The sequence below is a fragment of the Flavitalea plasmicola genome (assembly GCF_030546645.1).
In the GTDB taxonomy this organism is placed as follows: Bacteria; Bacteroidota; Bacteroidia; order Chitinophagales; family Chitinophagaceae; genus Puia.
Window position 1 is genome coordinate 184,285 of record NZ_JAUOTO010000002.1, and the last position, 20,530, is coordinate 204,814.

Sequence of the window (20,530 nt, forward strand, 5' to 3'; positions counted from 1 at the left end):
TTACTATTGGTTAATATTTACTGTCCGCAATTCCAATAAATTAAGTGCGTTGGGTCGAAAACCTTTCACCCGGGGATCCACCATCCTTATCACTTCGTCATACCACAGGGGGACAACCGGCGCGGCGTCGATGAGCCGCTGGTCCATTTTGCGATAGAGGGCATACCTTGCCGTATCATTATTTTCCAGGAGCGCCTGTTCGTACAACTGGTCGAAGATGGCATCGTGGTAACGGGTATAGTTAGGCGGAGCGGGGTTCCTGGAATAAAAGACGCTCAGGTAATTTTCGGCATCGGGGTAGTCGGCGATCCAGCTGCCCCGGAAGAACAGGGCTTTCGACTGGGCTGTCTGCTCCAGCAGCAGGCTTTTCTGCACGACCTCCACCTGGATCTTCAGGCCGACGTCCTCCAGCTCCCGGACGATGAAGCTGGCAAAATCCGCATAGTCGGAGATGGTGAGCAGATGGATGGAAGGTAGTCCCCTACCCTCCGGATAGCCCGCGTCCGCCAGCAGCTTGCGTGCTTTTGCCGGATCGTAATGGTACCCTTTCACCAGGGCGGAGTCAAATGACGGCAGTCCGGCCGGAACAAAACCGCTTTCGGCCGGCGTACCCAGGGAGTTGCGCAGGTAGAGCATCATCTTCCGTCGATCGAACCCGTAGTTGATGGCCTGTCGCACGGCGCGCAGCTTCAGCGGGGAATTTTGCACCAGTGGGTTGGCCGTGTCGATGAGTATGCCCAGGTATTCCGTATTAAGATAGGGATGGGTCGACAGGATGATCTTCCCCTTCCATTGTGGCTTCAGCTCCCCTCTCTTACTCAGCACTTCGTCCTTGAAGGAAGGATCGATCTCGTTTATGAAGTCCAGCTTTCCCTGCCGGAACAGGAGGAACTCGGTGGCTTTCTCATCGAAGAAGCTGATCTTCACCGCATCCAGGTAAGGGAGGGAATGGCCGGCGCTGTCCTTTTCAAAATAGCGCTCATTCTTCAGGAAGATGAGCGCCTGGCCTTCTTCCCATGATTTAAAGCGGAAAGGTCCCGTGCCGCAGGGGTGGCTCCGGAAATCCTTTCCATACAATTGCACCACCTCTTTCGGGACGACGGAGCAGTATTCCATGCTGAGGATGCCCAATATGGGGTTGAAGGGATTAACCAGCTTCAGCTGGAAAGTACTGTCATCAATGGCTGTAAACGGCGCGGAGGGTGCGATGCGTTCGTTAAAGATCCAGGCCCCGCTGCTGGCGGTGCTTTTGTCGATGATCCGGCTAAAGCTGTAGACCACGTCGCCGGCGACCATGCGCCGGCCTTTACCGCCGGGAAAGGCCTCATTGTCATGAAAAAAAACGTCTGTCCGCAGGTGAAAGGTCCAGGTCCTCTTGTCCGGCGATACTTCCCAGCTGCGGGCCAGGGCGGGTACGATGCGGAGGTCGTCATCCGCCTCTACCAGGGTGTTATACAGCTGGTGGATGGGCCACATGATGCTCCTGTTCTTTGCGAATGCCGGGTCCAGGCTGGCGATGCCGTCCTTTTCATTGTACCGGAAGACAGTCCTTTTTTCAACCCCGGGGCTGGAGCAGGCGGCGAGCAGGAAGCTGCAAGCTGCAAGCTTCAAGCTACAAGCGGTGAGCTGGGAGCGGTGGGCGGTGAGCCGGGAGCGGTGGGCTGCAAGCCACAAGCTGCAAGCTGCAAGCCAGGGACTTAAATAAGCGTACTTGTAGCTTGTGGCTTGCAGCTTATAGCTGTTTTTATGTATCTTCATTTTTTCCAGCAAAAAATTAAAATTAAGCAATGAGACGCGTAATCCTGCTTGCCCTCGGATGTTACTTTTTTATCCTGCCCTATTGCCCTGCGCAGCTACCCCAGGGAGATAAAGAGAAGTTTACCCATGCAGACACGTTACGCGGCACCATCACTCCGGAAAGGGCCTGGTGGGATGTGCTGTATTATGACATCCACGTCACGCCGGATTATGAAAAACGATCCATCAAAGGAACTACGGGTATTCGCCTGGCCGCGCTCAAGCCGGGGCGACGGCTGCAGCTGGACCTGCAGCAACCGATGAAGGTCGTCTCCATCCTATGGGGGAAAACTTCCCTGAAATATAAAAGAGAGGGCAATGCCTTTCATGTGAGCTTCCCCCGTGAGATAAAGAAAGGCAGTATCGAGACCCTTACCGTACAATTCGAAGGCATTCCCCGGCCTGCGGTCCGTCCACCCTGGGACGGTGGCTGGATCTGGACGAAGGACAAACAAGGGCGGCCCTGGATGAGCGTAGCCTGCCAGGGACTGGGGGCCAGCGTCTGGTACCCTTGCAAGGACCACCAAAGCGATGAGCCGGACAGCGGCGCCGCCCTGCATATCACGGTGCCGGATACCCTCATGGCAGTGGGAAATGGCAGGATGCAGGAAGTGAAGCAAAATGGCAACGGCACCAATACCTATACCTGGCGGGTCGTCAATCCGATCAATAACTATGACATCATTCCCTATATCGGCAAATATGTCAACTTCCATGTGGACCTGCAGGGAGAAAAGGGCCTCCTGGACTGTAATTATTGGGTGCTGGACTATAACCTTGATATTGCCCGGCAACAATTCAAACAGGCTGACACCATGCTGCATTGTTTTGAATCCTGGATGGGTCCCTATCCTTTTTACGAGGACGGGTATAAGCTGGTGGAAGCCCCTCATTTAGGAATGGAGCACCAAAGCGCCGTAGCTTACGGCAATCATTTCGCCAATGGCTACCTGGGGCGGGACCTCTCCGGTACGGGCTGGGGCATGAAATGGGACTTTATCATCGTGCATGAGAGCGGGCATGAATGGTTCGGGAACAGCATCACCACCAACGACCTGGCCGATATGTGGGTCCATGAAGGCTTCACCAACTATACGGAGACCCTTTACACCACCTGCCAGGACGGAGTGGAAGCCGGCAATGACTATTGCATCGGCAGCCGCAGGAATATCCGTAATGACAAACCCATTATCGGAGCCTATGGCGTCAACAATGAGGGTTCGGGCGACATGTATTGTAAAGGAGGCAATATGCTGCACATGATCCGGCAGATGCTGGGGGACTCCAGCTTCCGGGGGCTGCTGCATGGGCTGACGAGCACCTTCTACCATAAGACCGTCACCTCCCAGGAGATCGAGTCGTATATCAGCCAGTTTGCGAAAAAAGACCTGTCGAAAGTTTTTAACCAGTATTTACGGACCACCCAGGTACCGGAGCTGGAATATAAGTTCAACAGCGGAACGATGCTGTCCTATCATTGGACGAAGTGCGTGTCCGGGTTCAATATGCCCGTGAAGGTTTCCGTGGCAGGGCAGGCGGAGCAGTGGATCGAGCCGTCGACGGAATGGAAGACATTGAATTTTGGCGGCTCGGGGGCGGCAGCCGATTCAACGAAGGCGGCTGGGGTGGACTCGGCGAGGGCCGGGAAGGTTGATTCCACCAGGGTGGCGGGTGTGGATTCGGCAAAAGTTGCGGGCGTGGATTCAGCCAGGGCTGTGGGTGTGGATTCGTCCAGGGCTGTGGGTGTGGATTCTGTCAGAGCGGCGGGTGTGGATTCGACCCGGACAGGAGGGGGAATAGCGCAGCAGGGCCTGGTGGTCAACAGGAATTTTTATGTGACGGTAAAACAACTGAATTAGATCAAGAGCCCGAGCCGGACTGGGTGAAAGTCTGCGTCGGCGGCTGTACGGCTGGCTGGACGGAGGACTGCTGGTCGATGACACGGCCGGCCCCGATGAAGTGCCTGTCATAATAGCCATCGTTCATATCGCTGATCATCACGCCGGAGACGCTGGCATGGATGAACTTATTATTCCGCAGGTAGACGCCTACATGGGTGACGGCCCTGCGTTTGCCCAGGGTATGGAAAAATACAAGGTCGCCTTCCTTCAATTCATCCCGCCGGATGTGGTGGGTCGCTCCATATTGCTCTTTGGAGGTGCGGGGCAATGCCGCAACGCCATATACGGAGGACATCAATAAAAAAGCAAAGGCGGAGCAGTCGATGCCGTCCCGGCCCGTACCCCCGTAATGATAGGGCGTGCCGTACCAATCATCCATGAATGCCAATAACTTAGGATTATCCAGCTCTTCCACGGAAGCATTTTCCAGGATGGCATATTTGAATTGAAGCGCGGGATAGTTCTCGATGGCGGCTGCGGAAGCATAATTCGTATGGCTGCCGGCGACGGTCGTGGTGGAAATGGAGCTGGCGGTCTTATCCTGGTGCGCGTCGGGCTTGATCGCAATATTGCTGATGAACTGGATATTATCGCCGGAACCGGCCTGCCTGGACGCACTGGCGCCGGCGGACGGGGCAGCGCTGCGTGAAGCGCTGGGTTTCAAACTGCTGCAGCTGGCTGCAAGGCAGGCTAGGGTCAGTATGAATATGAGATTTTTCAACATATTTTCCACTTTTGAGGATATTGGCACGGGTAAAGATAGGTAAAATTGGCAAAAATGAAGCCAAAAATGCCCAGCTCCTATTCAGGCAGGTTGTGGATAGAATGTGCTTCCCATAAACGAACTTTGTTAGTTAATTGCATGTTTATTTTCGGAGGCATTCTATGAGCAAATTCTCTCATTTACATACACATACACAATTCTCTCTCCTGGACGGCGCCGCCTCGATCCAAAGCCTTTACAAGAAGGCCATCAAGGACGGTATGCCGGCGCTCGCCATCACGGATCACGGCAATATGTTCGGGGCTTTCGAGTTCGTCTCGGAAGCTTACAAGCACAAGAACGAGGACGGGACCCTGAAGGTAAAACCCATCGTAGGTTGCGAGTTTTATGTCGTGGCGGACAGGCACCGCAAGACATTCAGCAAAGAGGTGAAGGACGAGCGTTACCACCAGGTGCTGCTGGCGAAGAACAAGGTGGGCTATCAGAACCTGATCAAGCTGACCTCATTGGGATACACGGAAGGGCTGTACAGCAAGTACCCCAGGATCGATAAGGAGCTGATAGAAAAATATCATGAAGGGCTGATCGCCACCACCTGCTGCATCGGCGCCTATGTTCCCCAGACCATTTTGCATGACGGGGAGGAAAAGGCTGAAAAGGAATTCAAATGGTGGCTGGACATCTTCGGGGACGATTATATCATCGAGCTGCAGCGGCATAATATCAAGGAGCAGGAGATCATCAACCAGGTGCTGCTGAAATTCGCCGCCAAATACAACGTGCCTGTGATCGCCACCAACGACAGCCATTATACGGACCGTGACGATTACAATGCGCATGATATCCTGCTCTGTATCAATACAGGCGAGAAGCAAAGCACGCCAGGCTTCGACGACTTCGTCAATGATGACGCCAATATCAAGAACAGGCGGTTTAAGTTCCCCAACGACCAATTCTATTTCAAGACGACGGAAGAGATGTCGAAGCTCTTTTCGGATATACCCCAGGCCATCGACAATACGAACCTGGTGGCGGACAAGGTGGAGGTGCTGAACCTGAAAAAAGATATCCTGCTGCCTAATTTCCCTATTCCGAAGGAATTCCAGATCCATAATGAGAGCAACCTGGACCAATGGGAATACCTGAAATACCTTACCCAGGAGGGGGCCAAGCTGCGGTATAGCGACCTTACGCCCGAGATACAGGAAAGGCTGGATTTCGAGCTCTTTACCATCAAGACGATGGGATTTGCCGGTTACTTCCTCATCGTGAGCGACTTCATCAAAGCGGGCAGGGATATGGGGGTCTTTATCGGCCCTGGCCGTGGATCGGCTGCGGGATCAGTGGTGGCCTATTGCATCGGCATCACCAATATCGATCCTATCAAATATAATTTGCTGTTCGAAAGGTTCCTTAACCCGGACCGTAAGTCGATGCCCGATATCGATACGGACTTCGATGATGAGGGCCGTCAGCGGGTGATCGAGTATGTGGTGGAAAAATATGGCAAGAACCAGGTGGCGCAGATCGTCACCTATGGTACGATGGCGGCGAAGATGAGCATCAAGGACGTAGCGCGTGCGCTGGACCTGCCGCTGCCCGAGTCGAATGCCCTGGCCAAGCTGGTGCCGGAAAGGCCTGGTATCGAGCTGAGGCGGGTGCTGAAGGCGCCCATGACGCCGAAAGACGGGGAGAAATCCCTGGAAGAGAAGGACGGTCTGACCCCGGATGATATGGAGAACGTGAAGAAGATCCGGGAAATATATAATGGCGACGATATCCGCAGCCGGGTACTGCATGAGGCCGAAAGGCTGGAAGGGTCCGTGCGCAATACGGGCCTCCATGCGGCGGGCATCATCATTGCTCCGGAGGACCTGATGAATATCATCCCTGTCTGTACGGCCAGGGACTCTCCCCTGCTGGTGACCCAGATCGAAGGCAGCATCATCGAGGATGCCGGCGTCATCAAGATGGACTTTCTGGGCCTGAAGACGCTGAACATCCTGAAGACGGGCCTGGAGCTGATCAAAGAAAATCATGGGGTGGATATCAACCTCGATACCATTCCGCTGGACGACGTCAAGACATACGAGCTGTATCAAAAAGCGGAGACCATCGGTACATTCCAGTTTGAAAGTCCCGGTATGCAGAAATACCTGAAGGACCTCAAGCCGGATAAGTTCGATGACCTTATCGCGATGAACGCCCTGTACCGCCCAGGTCCTATCGCTTACATCCCCAACTACATCGATCGTAAGCACGGAAGGGAGGAGATCATCTTCGATCTGCCGGAGATGGAGGAATACCTGAAGGATACGTATGGCATTACGGTGTACCAGGAACAGGTGATGCTGCTGGCGCAGAAGCTGGCCGGCTTCAGCAAGGGCGACGCCGACGTGCTTCGCAAGGCCATGGGAAAAAAGCAGAAGTCGGTGCTGGATAAGATGAAGAGCCAGTTCATCAAAGGAGCTACGGCCAAGGGGCTGGCGGCCGACAAGCTGGAGAAGGTGTGGACGGACTGGGAAGCCTTTGCGCAATACGCCTTCAACAAGTCGCACTCTACCTGCTACGCCTATGTGGCTTATCATACCGCTTATTTAAAGGCGCACTACCCCTCTGAATATATGGCGGCGGTGCTGAACCATGCGGGCAGCATTGAAAAGATCACCTTCTTTATGGAAGAGTGCAAGCGGATGGGGTTGAAAGTACTGGGGCCGGATGTCAATGAATCGAAGAAAGGGTTCTCCGTCAATATGAAAGGCGAGATCCGTGTTGGACTGGGCGGTCTGAAAGGCGTGGGTGAAGCTGCCGTGGAAAGCATGATCGCCGAAAGGACCAAAGACGGGCCTTTTCTCACCATCTTCGACATGATCAAAAGGATCAACCAGCGCACCGTGAATAAAAAGACATTGGAAAGCCTGGCGTATGCCGGCGCTTTTGACTGCTTTAACGGGTTTCACCGGGCGCAATTCTTCTTCACGCCGCCGGGGGATACCTCTACCGGGCTGGAGAAGATCATCAAGTTCGGGAATGTATACCAGACGAATGCCACCCAGACCACCAACAGCCTGTTCGGGGATCTGGCCATGCCGGAGATCGCCGTCCCGAAGCTGCCCAGCTGCGAGCCCTGGACCCTGACAGAATTATTGGAACATGAGAAGGACGTAACAGGTATGTTCATGAGCGGGCATCCCCTGGACCATTTTAAGTTCGAGATCACCCACTACGGCATCACGCAGCTGGGGGAATACAACGAGGCTAAAGATGCGTTGGGGCTGCAGGCCAATCCCGGCAAAACCTACCGGCTGGCGGGGCTGGTAACGGACGCGCAGCACCGGGTGAGCAAGACCGGCAAACAATTCGGGTCCTTTACCATCGAGGATTACACCGGCAAAACGGAGTTCATGCTTTGGAGCGAGGATTATGCCCGCTATTCCAACTATCTGGAGAAAGGTAAGAACCTGTTCATTACGGGGGCCTTCCGGCTGCGTTTTAACAAAACGGAATACGAGTTCAAGATCGAGCGGATGATGCTGCTGGAAAGCATTAAGCCCATTCTTACCAAACAGGTGATCATGGATGTGGAAGCGCGATTCGTCAGCGAGGAGATGGTGCTTTTCATGGAAAAGAACCTTAAGAAATATCCTGGCAAATCACAGCTGAAATTCAACATATTAGAACCTAAGAGCCGATCGAGGATCTCTATGTTCACCATGGGAACGGGCTTTGAAATGAATGACGAAATGGCTGCTTTTCTGGCTGAAAAGCCGGAGCTGGAGGTACAAGTTGTCACTTGACAGCTATTAGCTGCAAGCTACCAGCTTCAAGCTGCAAGCTTCAAGCTACAAGCTTAGACTTTATAAGACATACTTGCAGCTAGTAGCTTGTGGCTTGAAGCTTGTATAAGTATGTCAGGTGAGCGACCAATTAATTGGAAAACAATCCGGACATTTGTGAAAGTAAAAAACAAACACATCACATAAAAAAACACTAATTATGGCTTTAGAATTAACAGATACCAATTTCCAGGACAAAGTAATCTCCTCCGATAAACTGACCATCGTAGATTTTTGGGCCGAATGGTGTGGTCCTTGTCGCGCTATCGGGCCTGTGATCGAAGAATTGTCTAAAGAATATGACGGCAAGATCAATGTAGGTAAGGTCAATGTGGACCATAATCCTCAGCTGTCTGTCAACTATGGCATCACCAGTATCCCTGCGATCCTGTTCATCAAGGGCGGCAAGGTGGTAGATAAGCTGGTAGGCGCACAGCCCAAATCGAATTTTGTGAAGAAGATCGAATCTCACATTTAACATATTTCTTTTGAAAAGCCCGTGCTTGCGCACGGGCTTTTTTTTTACTATTTTGCGCGAATGCGGCGTATCTTTTTATCGTGCCTGTATCTTTTTCCCATCTTTTCTGCTATAGGTCAGTCTTCTGAAAGCAAAGCGAACGATGCTTACCTGGTCTCCCGGATGGTGTGAAGGCAATGAACGACAAGAAAGTAAATGATATGGAGCAGGCGCGCAGCGCATTGCTCAATTTTGCCAATGAGGGGTTGAAGGCGCTGGATACCGTAAAGCCTTTCGAGAATGATCCATCCCTGGTCGCCGCCTGCCGGAAGACGCTGCAATTCTACCAGCAGACCGCCAGTAAGGATATCCCCAAGCTGACGGATTTCTATGTGAAGTCGGAGGAGTTCGACAAGCTAAAGAAATCCTTTGAAGGGAAGAGCGGATCCTCCCGGACCCAGGCGGACGTGGATACCTATAATAAGGCGGTGAACGACATCAATGCCGCGGTGAAAGGATTCAACCAGACGAACCAAAAGATCAATACGGCCAGGGCGCAGGCCGTAAATGAATGGAATGATGCAGAGAAGCGCTTTGCGGATGAGCATATGCCGCATTATAAATGATGCAGCTGCTTTCCAGGGCGTCAATGCAATACGGCCTGCGCATGCGCAGTTTCCGCCGTGTGCTTGTACCTGAATACAAGGGGGAAGACAAGACCGAGTATGAGCGCATAGGCGGCAAAAGTAAACCAGATGTTCTGCCAGTTCTTCACCCCGCCGACCGTGAAATAGTCCACTACCCGGCCGCTGATATAGGTTCCGAGAAAAGCCCCGAACCCATTGGTCATCAGCATGAATAAGCCTTGTGCACTGGCCCTGATCTTTATATCGGCTTCTTTTTCGACGAACAGTGAGCCGGAGATGTTGAAAAAGTCGAAGGCCATTCCATATATGATCATGGAAAGTATGAGGAGGAACAGGCCGCTGCCAGGATTGCCGATCCCGAACAGACCGAAACGGAATACCCAGGCAAAAATACTGATCATGATCACCTGCTTGATCCCGAATCGCCGTAAAAAAAATGGGATCGTCAGGATAAACAGCGTTTCGGATATCTGAGAGATGGAGAGCAATAAATTCGAGTGCACTACCCCAAATGAATGGACATATTGGGGAGACTTTGAAAAATCACTCATGAAGGCGCTGCCAAAGGCGTTGGTGATCTGCAGCGCTGCGCCCAGCAGCAGGGAAAACAGGAAGAAAATCAGCATCTTCCTTCTTTTGAACAATACAAATGCGTCCAGGCCCAGGGAAGCCCAGATGTTCGGTTTCGGACCCGTCCGCACCGGGAAACAGGCCGGCAGCGTAAAGGCATAGACCCCCAGCAGCAGACCCGCCCCTGCACTGACATACAATTGAAAGGCATTCTCTTTCCAGCCGCACAGGTCCACTGTCCACATGGCGGCGATGAAGCCCACCGTTCCCCATACGCGGATGGGCGGAAAATCCTTTACGATGTTAAAGTCCCTTCTTTCGAGAATGATATAAGACACGGTATTGTTCAATGCGATGGTGGGCATGAAGAAGAACGAATTGAACAGCATGGCGACATAAAACATACTAAAATCGGTGAGCGTCGAGGCCCATAACAACATGCAAGCGCCCAGGATATGGCACAGGCCCAATACCCTTTCGGCATTCAGCCATCGGTCCGCAACGATGCCAAACAAGGCAGGAGTTACAAGGGATGCTACCCCCATCGTCCCGTAGATGCTTCCTACCTGTACGCCGGAAAAATGAAGCACATTGAACATATAGGCGCCCAACGATATCAGCCAGGCCCCCCAGACGAAAAATTCCAGAAAATTCATGACAATGAGACGGAACTTAATACCCACTATGTTGTTATTTTGGTTTATGTTAGGTTATGATTATGGAAGATACTCAAATATCGCACAATCCGTAACTTTACACACCGAATAAAAGGAATCGATATGAGCACAAATCTGCAGGTGGAGACGATCATCAAAACGACGGATAAGGAATTGAGACGCATCGGCGAAAAGATCCTCGCCGGGGAAAGGATCACGCCGGAGGAAGGGCTGACACTTTTTGAAAAGGGGACCCTACCCTACCTGGGCGCGCTGGCCAATCATGTCCGGGAACGCCGGCATGGCAACAAGACCTATTTCAACCGCAATTTCCATATCGAACCTACGAATGTCTGTGTGTTCTCCTGTCACTTTTGCGCTTATTCGCGTGTCTATGCGCACCGGGATGAAGGCTGGGAGCTGAGCCAGGAGCAGATGCTGAACATCGTAAAAAGCTATGACGGAAAGCCGGTGACGGAAGTGCATATCGTGGGGGGCGTACACCCGAAAATGAACCTGGAGTTCTTTATCGAGCTGCTGCAGAAGATCAAGGCCCACCGGCCCGACCTGCATATCAAAGGGTTCACGGCGGTGGAGCTGGACTATATGTTCCGCAAGGCGAAGCTGAGCGTGGAAGAGGGGATGAAGCAATTGCATGCGGCGGGACTGGACTCCATGCCGGGCGGAGGTGCGGAGATCTTCCATCCGGAGGTGCGCAATGTGATCTGCGCCGACAAGGTGGATGCGGAAGGATGGCTGAAGATCCACGAGACGGCCCACCGGGAAGGGATGCATACCAATGCCACCATGCTATATGGTCATATCGAAACCTATGCGCACCGCATCGACCATATGGAGCGGCTGCGCCAACTGCAGGACCGTACGGGCGGATTCAATACATTCATCCCGCTGAAGTTCCGGAATAAGGACAATGACATGAGCCACGTGGCGGAGTCGACGATCGTGGAGGATATGAAACTATATGCTGTAGCGCGATTGTATATGGATAATTTTCCGCATATCAAAGCCTACTGGCCCATGCTGGGGAGGCAGAATGCCCAGCTGACCCTCTCCTTCGGAGTCAATGACCTGGACGGCACCATCGACGACACCACGAAGATCTATTCGATGGCAGGCAGCGAGGAGCAGACCCCCAGTCTCTCCACGGCGCAATTGGTATCCCTGATCAGGCAGGTGGGAAGGGAGCCGGTGGAAAGGGATACCTTATATAATGAGATCAATAATTTTAAGGATGTGGATTTGACGATGATTGGACAGGATCCGTCGCTTAATTAGGCGGAGGCGGTCCAATCAGGCTTATTCAGATTTCAGGCTTTTGACCGGATTGGCCAGGGCTGCTTTAATAGACTGAAAGCTCACTGTGGAGAGCGCGACCAGCAGGGCGCCTGCTCCCACCAGGGCGAAAAGGCTCCCCGAGATCCTGATCCTATAGTCGAACTGCTGCAGCCATTTATCCAGGAAATGCCAGGTCAGGGGAATGGCGATGCAGCAGGACAGCAGCACCAGCAGGACGAATTCTTTCGACAGCATTCTCCAGAGAATAAAGACGGAGGCCCCCAGCACTTTGCGGATGCCTATTTCCTTTGTGCGCTGTTCGGCCATGAAGGAGGCGAGGCCGAACAAACCCAGGCAGCTGATAACAATGGCCAGGGTGGCGAAGACGGCCGCCAGCCGGGCGATGCGTTCCTCGTCCCCGAACTTCTTTGCAAACTCTTCGTCTGCAAATTTAAAGATGAAGGGTGCGGCGGGATTGTATCGCTCGAACACCGCCTGGATCTTTTTCATCGCGGCGGCGGCGCTGACATTGGGCGCTATTTTGACGTTGACGAAATTGCCCGGTTCGGACAGCACATAGAATAGGGTAGGCTGCACCGGTGCATAGGGGGATTGCATGATCACGTCCTTTACCACACCTACGATGGTATAGGTCTTTTTTTCCAGGCGGATGATCTCGCCTACCGGATCTTTCAATCCCATGACCTTTACGGCTGCCTGGTTCAGGATGACCTTGCTGCTGTCAGCCGGGAATTCCGTGGAGAAGTCCCTGCCGGCCGTCAGCTCCCATCCGATGGTCTTTCCATAGCCGATGGTACCGCCGACGACCGCAAAGCCCGGATTATTGTTGGGGTCCTTTCCCTTCCACTCCACGTCGTTGTTTCCCACCCAATTGTCCGTGAGCGGCCCTTGCGACTCGCTGACCTCTGTCACCAGGCGGCTGGCCACCAGCTCATTGCGGATGGTGTTATAGTTGGCATAAATATCTCCGGTGGTCATAGGGACCGAGAGCAGGCCTTTGCGTTCGAACCCTACCGGCCTGTCCTTGGCATATTGGATCTGCCGGAAGACAATAACGGTACCGCCTACCAGCAATACGGAGACGGTGAATTGCAGCACTACCAGGATCCTCCGTGGCAAGGCGGCATATCTACCCGCCTTGAACTCGCCTTTCAGCACTTTTACGGGACGGAAAGAAGACAGATAGAAGGCAGGATAGCTGCCTGCAATGATGCCCGTCACCAGGCTGAACCCAATGCCCATCGCCCAGAACCAGGGATTGGCCCAGGGAATGAACATGTGCTTTCCGGCGATCTCATTGAATAAAGGAAGCGTGGAATGAACGATCACGATCGCTATCATGAAGGCAAGCAGGGCCACCAGGGTGGATTCGCTGAGGAACTGGACGATCAGCTGCCGGCGGACCGAGCCGATGGCTTTGCGGATGCCCACTTCTTTTGCCCTTTTCTCGCTGCGCGCCGTGCTGAGGTTCATAAAATTGATACAGGCCAGGAGCAGCACGAAGATCCCGATGGCGCCGAAAAGCCGGACATATTTGATCTGCCCATCCGAGTTAACGCCATTGTCCTCAAAGTGCGCATAGAGATGCCACCGGGACATGGGAAAGAGGAACAGTTCCTGTTTTACCTTGGGATCGGGGTTGAATTGTTCTCTCAGGCCTTTAATTTCTTCCGATACTTTTTCCATGTCGGCATGGGGCGCCAGCTGCACCAGGGCCCCGAATGCGTTGAAGCTCCAGTTGTCCCTGGCATCATGCACCCATTTCCATTCGGAGGTGAAGAGGTCCCAGGGAAGGATGAACGCCATATCACTATATTCGGAGTTGACGGGGATGTCTTCGTATACGCCCGTCACCTTCACCCCCACCCGATTGTCGATCTTCACCGTCTGGCCCATAGGGTCTGTGCCGCCGAACAACGCCCGCGCCATCTTATCGGACAACAGGATGGAGTAAGGGTCTTTCAGGCCGCCCCGGGCGCCTTTTTCCATTTGCAACGTGAGCATCTCGGGCGCCTCCTGCCCCATGAAGCTGCCATACTGGAAGAATTTCTTGTCGCCGGCGGAGATATTATGCTGGCCATTGCCCGAGGTCATGGCGATGTGGCTGAATTTGCCGCCATAATACTGGCGGAGGCCTTCGCCCAGCGGCGGGGGCATGGAGCCCTGGATGGAAACATGACCGTCACCCGAGTTGCGCTGGAGCACCATGGCTATGTTCTCATAGTTGCGGTGATATTTATTAAAGGAGAGCTCGTCCCAGACCCAGAGACCAATGACGAGCGTAATGGCCATGCCCATGGACAGGCCCAGGATGTTGACGAAGGAATAGATCCTGTTCTTACGGAGGTTGCGTCCGGCGATCTTTATGTAGCTGATCAGCATGGGGAATGGTTATGACCAGGTTTTGTCCAAAATAATGCCGGACAGGTAAAGGACTGAAATTCAGCCGGGTCTGGGTTAGGTACCCCCTGGAAATGTACGCTTATGATACAGGGAGTGTACGGAGGATTTATATACCTTTGTCAAAATCTCATCACCCTTGCCACACGAATCCATCTCCGTATTCGACATGTTCAAGATCGGTATAGGCCCTTCCAGCTCGCATACGCTGGGACCCTGGAGAGCGGCACAACGTTTTATCGCTTCTCTTCAGCAGCAGCAAGACCTTTCCCAACTGACCTATGTCAGCGTCCTGCTGTATGGCTCGCTGGCCAAAACAGGCAAGGGGCATGGAACGGATATCGCCATCCAGCTGGGGCTGGCAGGGGAAGATCCTGTAACTTTCGATGTCGGAGCCATTGTGCCTGCCATCGAATCCATCAGCCGGGATAAGAAATTGATCATCAATGGTCAAAAAGCCATCGATTTTGACCCCGACATCGACATTTCTTTTCTCTATACGGAGAGCCTGCCCTTTCATCCGAACGCCATGACCTTTATGGCCACTTTTCATGACGGGCAACAGCTGGCTGAGACCTGGTATTCCATCGGCGGAGGGTTTGTCCGGAGGGAAGGCGAAGAGCCCGGGGGAAATGCTTCCGTCCAATTGCCTTTTCCTATCAACACAGCGGATGAGCTGTTGCACTGGTGCCGTAAGACGGGGATGAGCATTCATGAAGTGGTGATGGAGAATGAGTCGGCGTGGCGACCGGAAAAAGACACCCGTAAGGGGGTGCTGGACATCTGGCGGGTGATGCGGGAGTGTATTTACCGGGGATGTCATTCCGAAGGGATGCTGCCGGGCGGGCTCAACGTAAAAAGGCGGGCCTCGGCGCTCAGCAAGAAGCTGATCGGCGGAAGGCCGTATGAAAATTTCGACACGTGGGTTGCCGCCATCCGGGCAGGGGGGCATGACTTTAAATATATATTAGACTGGGTGAGCTGCTTTGCCCTGGCCGTCAACGAGGAAAATGCGTCTTTTGGCAGAGTGGTGACGGCCCCGACCAATGGGGCGGCCGGTGTGATCCCGGCGGTCCTGCTGTACTACGTCATTTTCTGCGATGGCCTGGACGAGGAAAAAATATTACAATTTGTCCTTACCGCTTCCGAAATCGGCAGCATTTTCAAGAAGGGCGCTACAATCTCGGCGGCGATGGGCGGATGCCAGGCGGAGATCGGCGTATCCTCCGCCATGGCGGCGGCGGCCCTGACAGAATCAGTCGGCGGCTCGCAAAGACAGGCAATGATGGCGGCGGAGATCGCCATGGAGCATCACCTGGGCCTTACCTGCGACCCGATCGGCGGACTCGTGCAAATACCCTGTATCGAAAGAAATACCATGGGGGCGATCAAGGCCATTACCGCCTCACAGCTGGCTCTCCAAAGTACCCCCGACTTTGCGAAGGTGTCCCTGGACGCTGTCATCAGCACCATGTGGAGCACAGCGCAGGATATGAACAGTAAGTACAAAGAAACTTCAGATGGAGGGCTGGCTATGCAAATTCCGCTGGGATTGAAGGAGTGCTGATAAAAAAAAAGCCTCCGTTGAAAGGAGGCTGTTAGCAGGTAGTTCATGGTTACTGCACATCAAGCAGATGTATATCAAAATTTAGGATAGAATAAGTTTGTAATTGATAACCAGACGATTATTCTTAAAATCATCTCTCAGTCAGTGGTTGGGTAAGCTAGATTGAAAACGGAAAAAAGCGCGAAAAATAGTTCCTGTATAATTAGACAGCCGGTGAATCGAAATTGCTGCAAGCGTTTCAAAAAAAATTCAAGATTTTTTAATTTCAGTGGGTGAGGGGTCATTGGCAATCGGTGAAGAGGGCTCTTTTTCCTTTTTGGCCAGCAGTTCGCGGTAACGCTGTTCGTATTGATCCCACCTGTATTTCTGGTAAAAGATGGCTACAAACCCTATGATCAGGAGCAGGGCGACCATCAGCACCATTACCTGGGATTTCTTAAAAGCGACGCTTGTCTCCTGGAGGGCCTTTACATCCCAGCCTGAAAGGAGGTTGACCAGGATGGGAATGGCAAAAGCCAGTCCCACGGGGATACCCACGAGGAATTGCCGGAACACTTTCTTCTGCCGGGAACGATTCTCTTCCCAATACCGGATAAATGCCTCTTCCTGCCCTGTCAACATGGGTATATTTTGTACGCAAAGGTACAAGTGAGTGAATTACTAATAAGTTTTTTTATCTTTAACCGACTCAAAATCCATATGTTTTGAAATTACCTTTACTACTGTCGCAGTTCCTGTATCAAACCAAGAAGCTGGATCTTCCCGGGATTGGCAGCTTTACGCTGGACCCGAATGCAGTGATCCCGGAAGCTTCAGACCGAAATACGCAATCACCCGCCGAGGGCATTACCTTCAAGAATATCCAGATTGTCAACCCGGACGATGCCTTGATCCAGTTCATCAAGGATCATACGGGTAAGATGAAGCCATTGGCTGCCGCCGACCTGGATTTTTTCCTTACCACGGGCAAACAGCTGTTGAACATCGGCAAACCATTCTACCTGGATGGGATCGGCACGCTGATGAAGAACAATCAGGGTAAGCTGGATTTTACGCCGGGTGAATACAGCACTGTAAAGCTGGAGGACATGGCGGCTGACAAGAGAAAGGTAGCTGCGCAGTCCTTCGAGGAGGCGCCCAGGGAATATGAGCCTAAGTCCAATAATGTCCGGCAGGGCTTATTGCTGGTGGCCCTTATCGGGGGGCTGATCCTCATCGGCTGGGGAGGATACTATCTCTACAAGCGCAATACCTATGTCGAGCCGCCTCCCGCTGAAAACCACGTGACCGTCGTCCAGGATTCCACACCGCCCGTGAAGGCCGACAGTGTCAAACCCCAGGTGACGACTCCCCCCGGCGCGGGACCGACGGCCGTCAAGCCGGCAGATTCGCCTGCTCCTGCTGTGGCTGCCGCTCCGCCACCGCCAGGGTCCAGCCTCTATAAGTTCGTCATCCTGGAAACGACGAAAAAGGGCCGGGCTTTGCGCAGATACAATCAATTAATTGGCTTTCAATTGAATATAAAAATGGATCAGAAAGATAGCGCTTACTTCAAGCTTTATTTCCCCATCTATTCCCGCATCCGTGATACCACTCATATCAAGGACTCGCTGGAGGACGTCTATGCTGCCCATGTGACCATCGAACAATAGACTATTTATGCGACCGAATGCCGACTTTTGGATTCAACAATTGCAGCTGACCTCCCATGTCGAGGGTGGCGCTTTCCGGGAAGTTTATCGCTCCGAGCTGACCATCGCTCAAAAAGCCCTGCCTGTCTTCTTCCAGGGCAGCCGCAACATTTCCACCAGCATTTATTTCCTGCTGGCCAGGGGACAATTTTCCGCTTTTCATCGGATTGCGTCGGACGAGCTCTGGCATTTCTATTATGGAGATACGCTGCTCATTTATGAAATAGGCCATGCGGGCGGACTCACCGTTCACCGGCTGGGGTCGCGGATCGAGCAGGGGGAAAGCTTCCAGGTTGTGGTAAAAGCCGGGAGCTGGTTTGCCAGCGTCCCCGCCGAAGGGAGTGAATATGCGCTGGTGGGCTGCACGGTGTCGCCGGGCTTCGACTTCACGGAGTTCGAACTGGCCGACCGGGATGTGCTGACGAGGCAATACCCTGAATTTGCGGAATTGATCCGGCAGCTGACGCGACAGGCTCCGGCTATGGATCACGTTCGGGCTGTGGATGATGTTCCGGCTAAGGATAATGTTCCCGCTAAGGATAATAGATAAGGCCTTCTTTCATCACCCACCGGACCTTTCTTACCAGGGAAATATTTTGCGATGGATCCCCATCTACGACCAGCAGGTCTGCCAACAGTCCGGGCCTCACCCTTCCCACTTCATCGCTGATCCTGAAGACGTCGGCATTCACCGAGGTGGCGGAGCGGAGCACCTCCAACGGTCGCATCCCATAATCCACCATCGCCTCCATCTCGCGGGCATTGTCCCCATGGGTAAACACGCCGACATCGCCTCCCATGCAAATAGTGACGCCGGAGGCCAGGGCCGCCGAGAAACTTTGCCGCTTGCTTTTGATCCGATCGGGTTCGGGGTCCACTCCTTTTTTCCATCCTCCATATTGTTCAACGGCGTCGCCGGCTGCCAGTGTCGGACATAGCGCTATGCCTTTTTTCTTCATCAGGGCGAAGATCTCCGGGGTGCCTTCGTCCCCATGCTCGATGGTGGCCACGCCCGCCTCGATGGACCGGCGCATGCCCTCTTCCGTTGACGCATGAACGACGACGACGCGGCCACTGCTGCCCGCTGCTTCCACGGCTTTCTTCAATTCATCCACTGTGAACGTGGGCGCCGCCTTTTTATGGAGCCCCCACCTGTAATCCGCGTAGACCTTGATCAGGTCCGCCCCCTTCCCTATCTGCGTCCTTACCTCCCTGACGAGGGCGTCCATCCCGTCGGCTTCGGCCGCACCTTTGACGGGAGATTCCACGTCATAGCTCAGGTCCTTCGGGCCATAGCTGCCCGTCGCTACAATGGCCCTGGTAGCCACCAGCATATGGGGACCCGGAATGATGCCTTTTTCAATGGCCAGCTTCAGGCCGACGTCATCATAGCCGGCCCCTTCGGTGCCCAAGTCGCGAACGGTGGTAAATCCTGCCAGCAATGTTCTGCGGGCATGCACGGTGGCCCTTGCCAGCCGCTCAGCCCGGGACTCTTTCAGCACCTGGTCGTTCCAGTCAACTTCATTATACGGGTGAAGAAAGAGATGACTATGTCCTTCGATCAGGCCTGGCAGCAGCGTCGTGCCTTTCAGGTCCATGATAATTGCGCCGGGTGGAACTTTTATGGTTGCGGGAGCGCCTGCGGCCTCGATGAGATGATTGTGCACCAGCACCTGCCAGCCTGCCTGCATCTGCTCGCCGTCGAACACCCTGTCCGGGCGCAGGAGATAGAACGTGTCCTGTACCGGCCGGCCCCTGGGATGGCGGGTCAACTGAGCAGACAGGGGGTGGATGTTTACCAATAGCGTCAGTAAGAATGTAAGTTTTCTCATGCGTTAGGGGTTTCAATTTTATCCTATCCATTCCGCCAGCATCCGATGAAAATGGTGGGTCCCCTGCTCCCTCGTCACCGAATAGCGTCCATAAGAATAAAAACGGCTGCGGACACCCTTTTGTACGGCCTCCACCACCTCTTCGTCCTCTATCTCCACCGTGTCGAGCCCGGAGCCGGCCCCTGAGTTGTATTTCTTTTCGTCGCACACATAGGTGAGAAAGGAAACGCGGGTCTCGGACAGGCTGACGGGTTTGACAATATTGACCGAAAGTCCCCAGGGATAAAAATTCAACATCAGGTTTGGGAAGACAAAGAAATAATAGGCCGCTACTTTCTTTCCATGATCGGGTGAGGAAGGCGGCAGGTCGAAACAGGCCTCGTCGTCTTTGGCAATACCCAATTGAAGGTTGGAATATTTAAACAGTTCGGTCGTATAGTTGCCGAAGTCTATCACTGCATTGAGGCCTGCATGGACAAAAGGGATGTGAAAGCCTTCCAGGTAATTCTCGCAGTAAAGGGCCCAGTTGGCGCGGACGGTGAAATCCCGGGACAGCTCTGGCCGGAAACTAAAGTCATCGAAGGGCAGCCAATGCAGCCTGTCCATTATCTCCTGCAGAAAGCTGGCGGCCGGCGGTTGGTTCCCCAGGGAAGTAAAGAGCCATTTCCCCCATTGAAAGAGGGGCAGCTCCGCCAGGTCATCGTTCTTTCCCGGGAAGTCTTTTACCTCTTTGAACTCCGGCATCGAGTGGAATTTACCATCCGGGTGAAAAAGCCGGCCATGGTACCGGCACCGGAGATGGTTGACCTTGCAAGGCTCGTGGACGAGGATATTCCCCCGGTGCGTGCAGACATTGGACAGGAGCCGGATCTTGCCGGCTTTATCTTTTGTCAGCACCAGCGGCTCATCGATGTAATGCTCCAGCAGGGTGAGCGGGCAGGCGTCCCCGGGCTCTTTTACCAGGTCTGTGCTGCCTATGAACTGCCAGGATGCGGCGAACAACCGCTCTTTTGCCAATTCGAATAAAGCGGGATCGGTGTACAGGCCAGTATCCGGTGTTTTTGCGCGGGCGATATCGGGATCGATGACGAATCTGGGCATAAAAATGGGCGTTGTGCATGTAATTTAACACCGT

At 53.4% G+C, this 20,530-nt stretch carries 14 protein-coding genes and 1 pseudogene; 8 read left to right on the plus strand and 7 right to left on the minus strand.

All coding sequences use genetic code 11. The features are described from left to right. Window positions 1-3 precede the first annotated feature (3 nt). Window positions 4-1,758 carry an ABC transporter substrate-binding protein gene (locus tag Q4E93_RS06240; protein WP_303583498.1) on the minus strand — a complete coding sequence of 585 codons (1,755 nt, stop codon included), beginning with the start codon at window positions 1,756-1,758 and terminating at the stop codon, window positions 4-6. A gap of 29 nt (window positions 1,759-1,787) precedes the next feature. On the opposite strand from Q4E93_RS06240, the gene Q4E93_RS06245 reads away from it, so the two are divergent. Then, a complete protein-coding gene (locus tag Q4E93_RS06245; RefSeq protein WP_303583500.1) occupies window positions 1,788-3,656 on the plus strand; it encodes a M1 family metallopeptidase in 1,869 nt (622 codons plus the stop codon). Between the two features lies 1 nt (window position 3,657). On the opposite strand, the gene Q4E93_RS06250 is transcribed toward Q4E93_RS06245, so the two are convergent. Then, entirely contained in the window at window positions 3,658-4,422 is a 765-nt protein-coding gene (locus Q4E93_RS06250) for a C40 family peptidase (protein ID WP_303583502.1), read from the minus strand. A 161-nt stretch (window positions 4,423-4,583) separates the two neighbouring features. On the opposite strand from Q4E93_RS06250, the gene dnaE reads away from it, so the two are divergent. The 3 genes and pseudogenes from dnaE (at window position 4,584) to Q4E93_RS06265 (ending at window position 9,341) form a co-directional block, all read left to right on the plus strand. Next, the gene (dnaE, locus tag Q4E93_RS06255; protein ID WP_303583503.1) at window positions 4,584-8,219 is read left to right on the plus strand and encodes a DNA polymerase III subunit alpha; all 3,636 of its coding nucleotides are present in this window, start codon (window positions 4,584-4,586) and stop codon (window positions 8,217-8,219) included. Between the two features lie 184 nt (window positions 8,220-8,403). After that, window positions 8,404-8,736 (plus strand): annotated as a pseudogene (trxA, locus tag Q4E93_RS06260) (thioredoxin); the annotation flags it as partial. 176 nt (window positions 8,737-8,912) lie between these two features. Then, a complete protein-coding gene (locus Q4E93_RS06265; protein WP_303583504.1) occupies window positions 8,913-9,341 on the plus strand; it encodes a hypothetical protein in 429 nt (142 codons plus the stop codon). Window positions 9,342-9,361: 20 nt separating this feature from the next. Here Q4E93_RS06265 and Q4E93_RS06270 read toward each other — a convergent pair whose 3' ends face one another. Beyond that, the gene (locus tag Q4E93_RS06270) at window positions 9,362-10,615 is read right to left on the minus strand and encodes a nucleoside permease (RefSeq protein WP_303583506.1); all 1,254 of its coding nucleotides are present in this window, start codon (window positions 10,613-10,615) and stop codon (window positions 9,362-9,364) included. Window positions 10,616-10,711: 96 nt separating this feature from the next. Here Q4E93_RS06270 and mqnE point away from each other — a divergent pair, with 96 nt between their 5' ends. Next, entirely contained in the window at window positions 10,712-11,884 is a 1,173-nt protein-coding gene (gene mqnE / locus Q4E93_RS06275; RefSeq protein WP_303583508.1) for an aminofutalosine synthase MqnE, read from the plus strand. Window positions 11,885-11,905: 21 nt separating this feature from the next. On the opposite strand, the gene Q4E93_RS06280 is transcribed toward mqnE, so the two are convergent. Next, window positions 11,906-14,287 (minus strand): ABC transporter permease, encoded by a 2,382-nt coding sequence (locus tag Q4E93_RS06280; protein WP_303583510.1) that lies wholly within the window; start codon window positions 14,285-14,287, stop codon window positions 11,906-11,908. Window positions 14,288-14,444: 157 nt separating this feature from the next. Between Q4E93_RS06280 and Q4E93_RS06285 the strand changes: the two genes are divergently transcribed. Then, the gene (locus tag Q4E93_RS06285; RefSeq protein ID WP_303583513.1) at window positions 14,445-15,872 is read left to right on the plus strand and encodes an L-serine ammonia-lyase; all 1,428 of its coding nucleotides are present in this window, start codon (window positions 14,445-14,447) and stop codon (window positions 15,870-15,872) included. A gap of 249 nt (window positions 15,873-16,121) precedes the next feature. Here Q4E93_RS06285 and Q4E93_RS06290 read toward each other — a convergent pair whose 3' ends face one another. Beyond that, window positions 16,122-16,493, minus strand: coding sequence for a hypothetical protein (locus tag Q4E93_RS06290; RefSeq protein ID WP_303583514.1), 372 nt, complete (start codon window positions 16,491-16,493; stop codon window positions 16,122-16,124). Between the two features lie 83 nt (window positions 16,494-16,576). Here Q4E93_RS06290 and Q4E93_RS06295 point away from each other — a divergent pair, with 83 nt between their 5' ends. Both Q4E93_RS06295 and Q4E93_RS06300 read left to right on the plus strand, forming a co-directional pair. Beyond that, on the plus strand, window positions 16,577-17,524 hold the full coding sequence (locus tag Q4E93_RS06295; RefSeq protein ID WP_303583515.1) for a hypothetical protein: 948 nt from the start codon (window positions 16,577-16,579) through the stop codon (window positions 17,522-17,524). A gap of 7 nt (window positions 17,525-17,531) precedes the next feature. Then, window positions 17,532-18,113: a cupin domain-containing protein gene (locus Q4E93_RS06300; protein WP_303583516.1), complete on the plus strand. Its 582-nt coding sequence runs from the start codon at window positions 17,532-17,534 to the stop codon at window positions 18,111-18,113. Here the strand turns inward: Q4E93_RS06300 and Q4E93_RS06305 are convergent. Both Q4E93_RS06305 and Q4E93_RS06310 read right to left on the minus strand, forming a co-directional pair. Further along, a complete protein-coding gene (locus tag Q4E93_RS06305; protein WP_303583517.1) occupies window positions 18,097-19,395 on the minus strand; it encodes a metal-dependent hydrolase family protein in 1,299 nt (432 codons plus the stop codon). The genes Q4E93_RS06300 and Q4E93_RS06305 overlap by 17 nt on opposite strands. Before the next feature lie 18 nt (window positions 19,396-19,413). Continuing rightward, window positions 19,414-20,496 carry an aromatic ring-hydroxylating oxygenase subunit alpha gene (locus tag Q4E93_RS06310; protein WP_303583518.1) on the minus strand — a complete coding sequence of 361 codons (1,083 nt, stop codon included), beginning with the start codon at window positions 20,494-20,496 and terminating at the stop codon, window positions 19,414-19,416. Window positions 20,497-20,530: the final 34 nt, after the last annotated feature.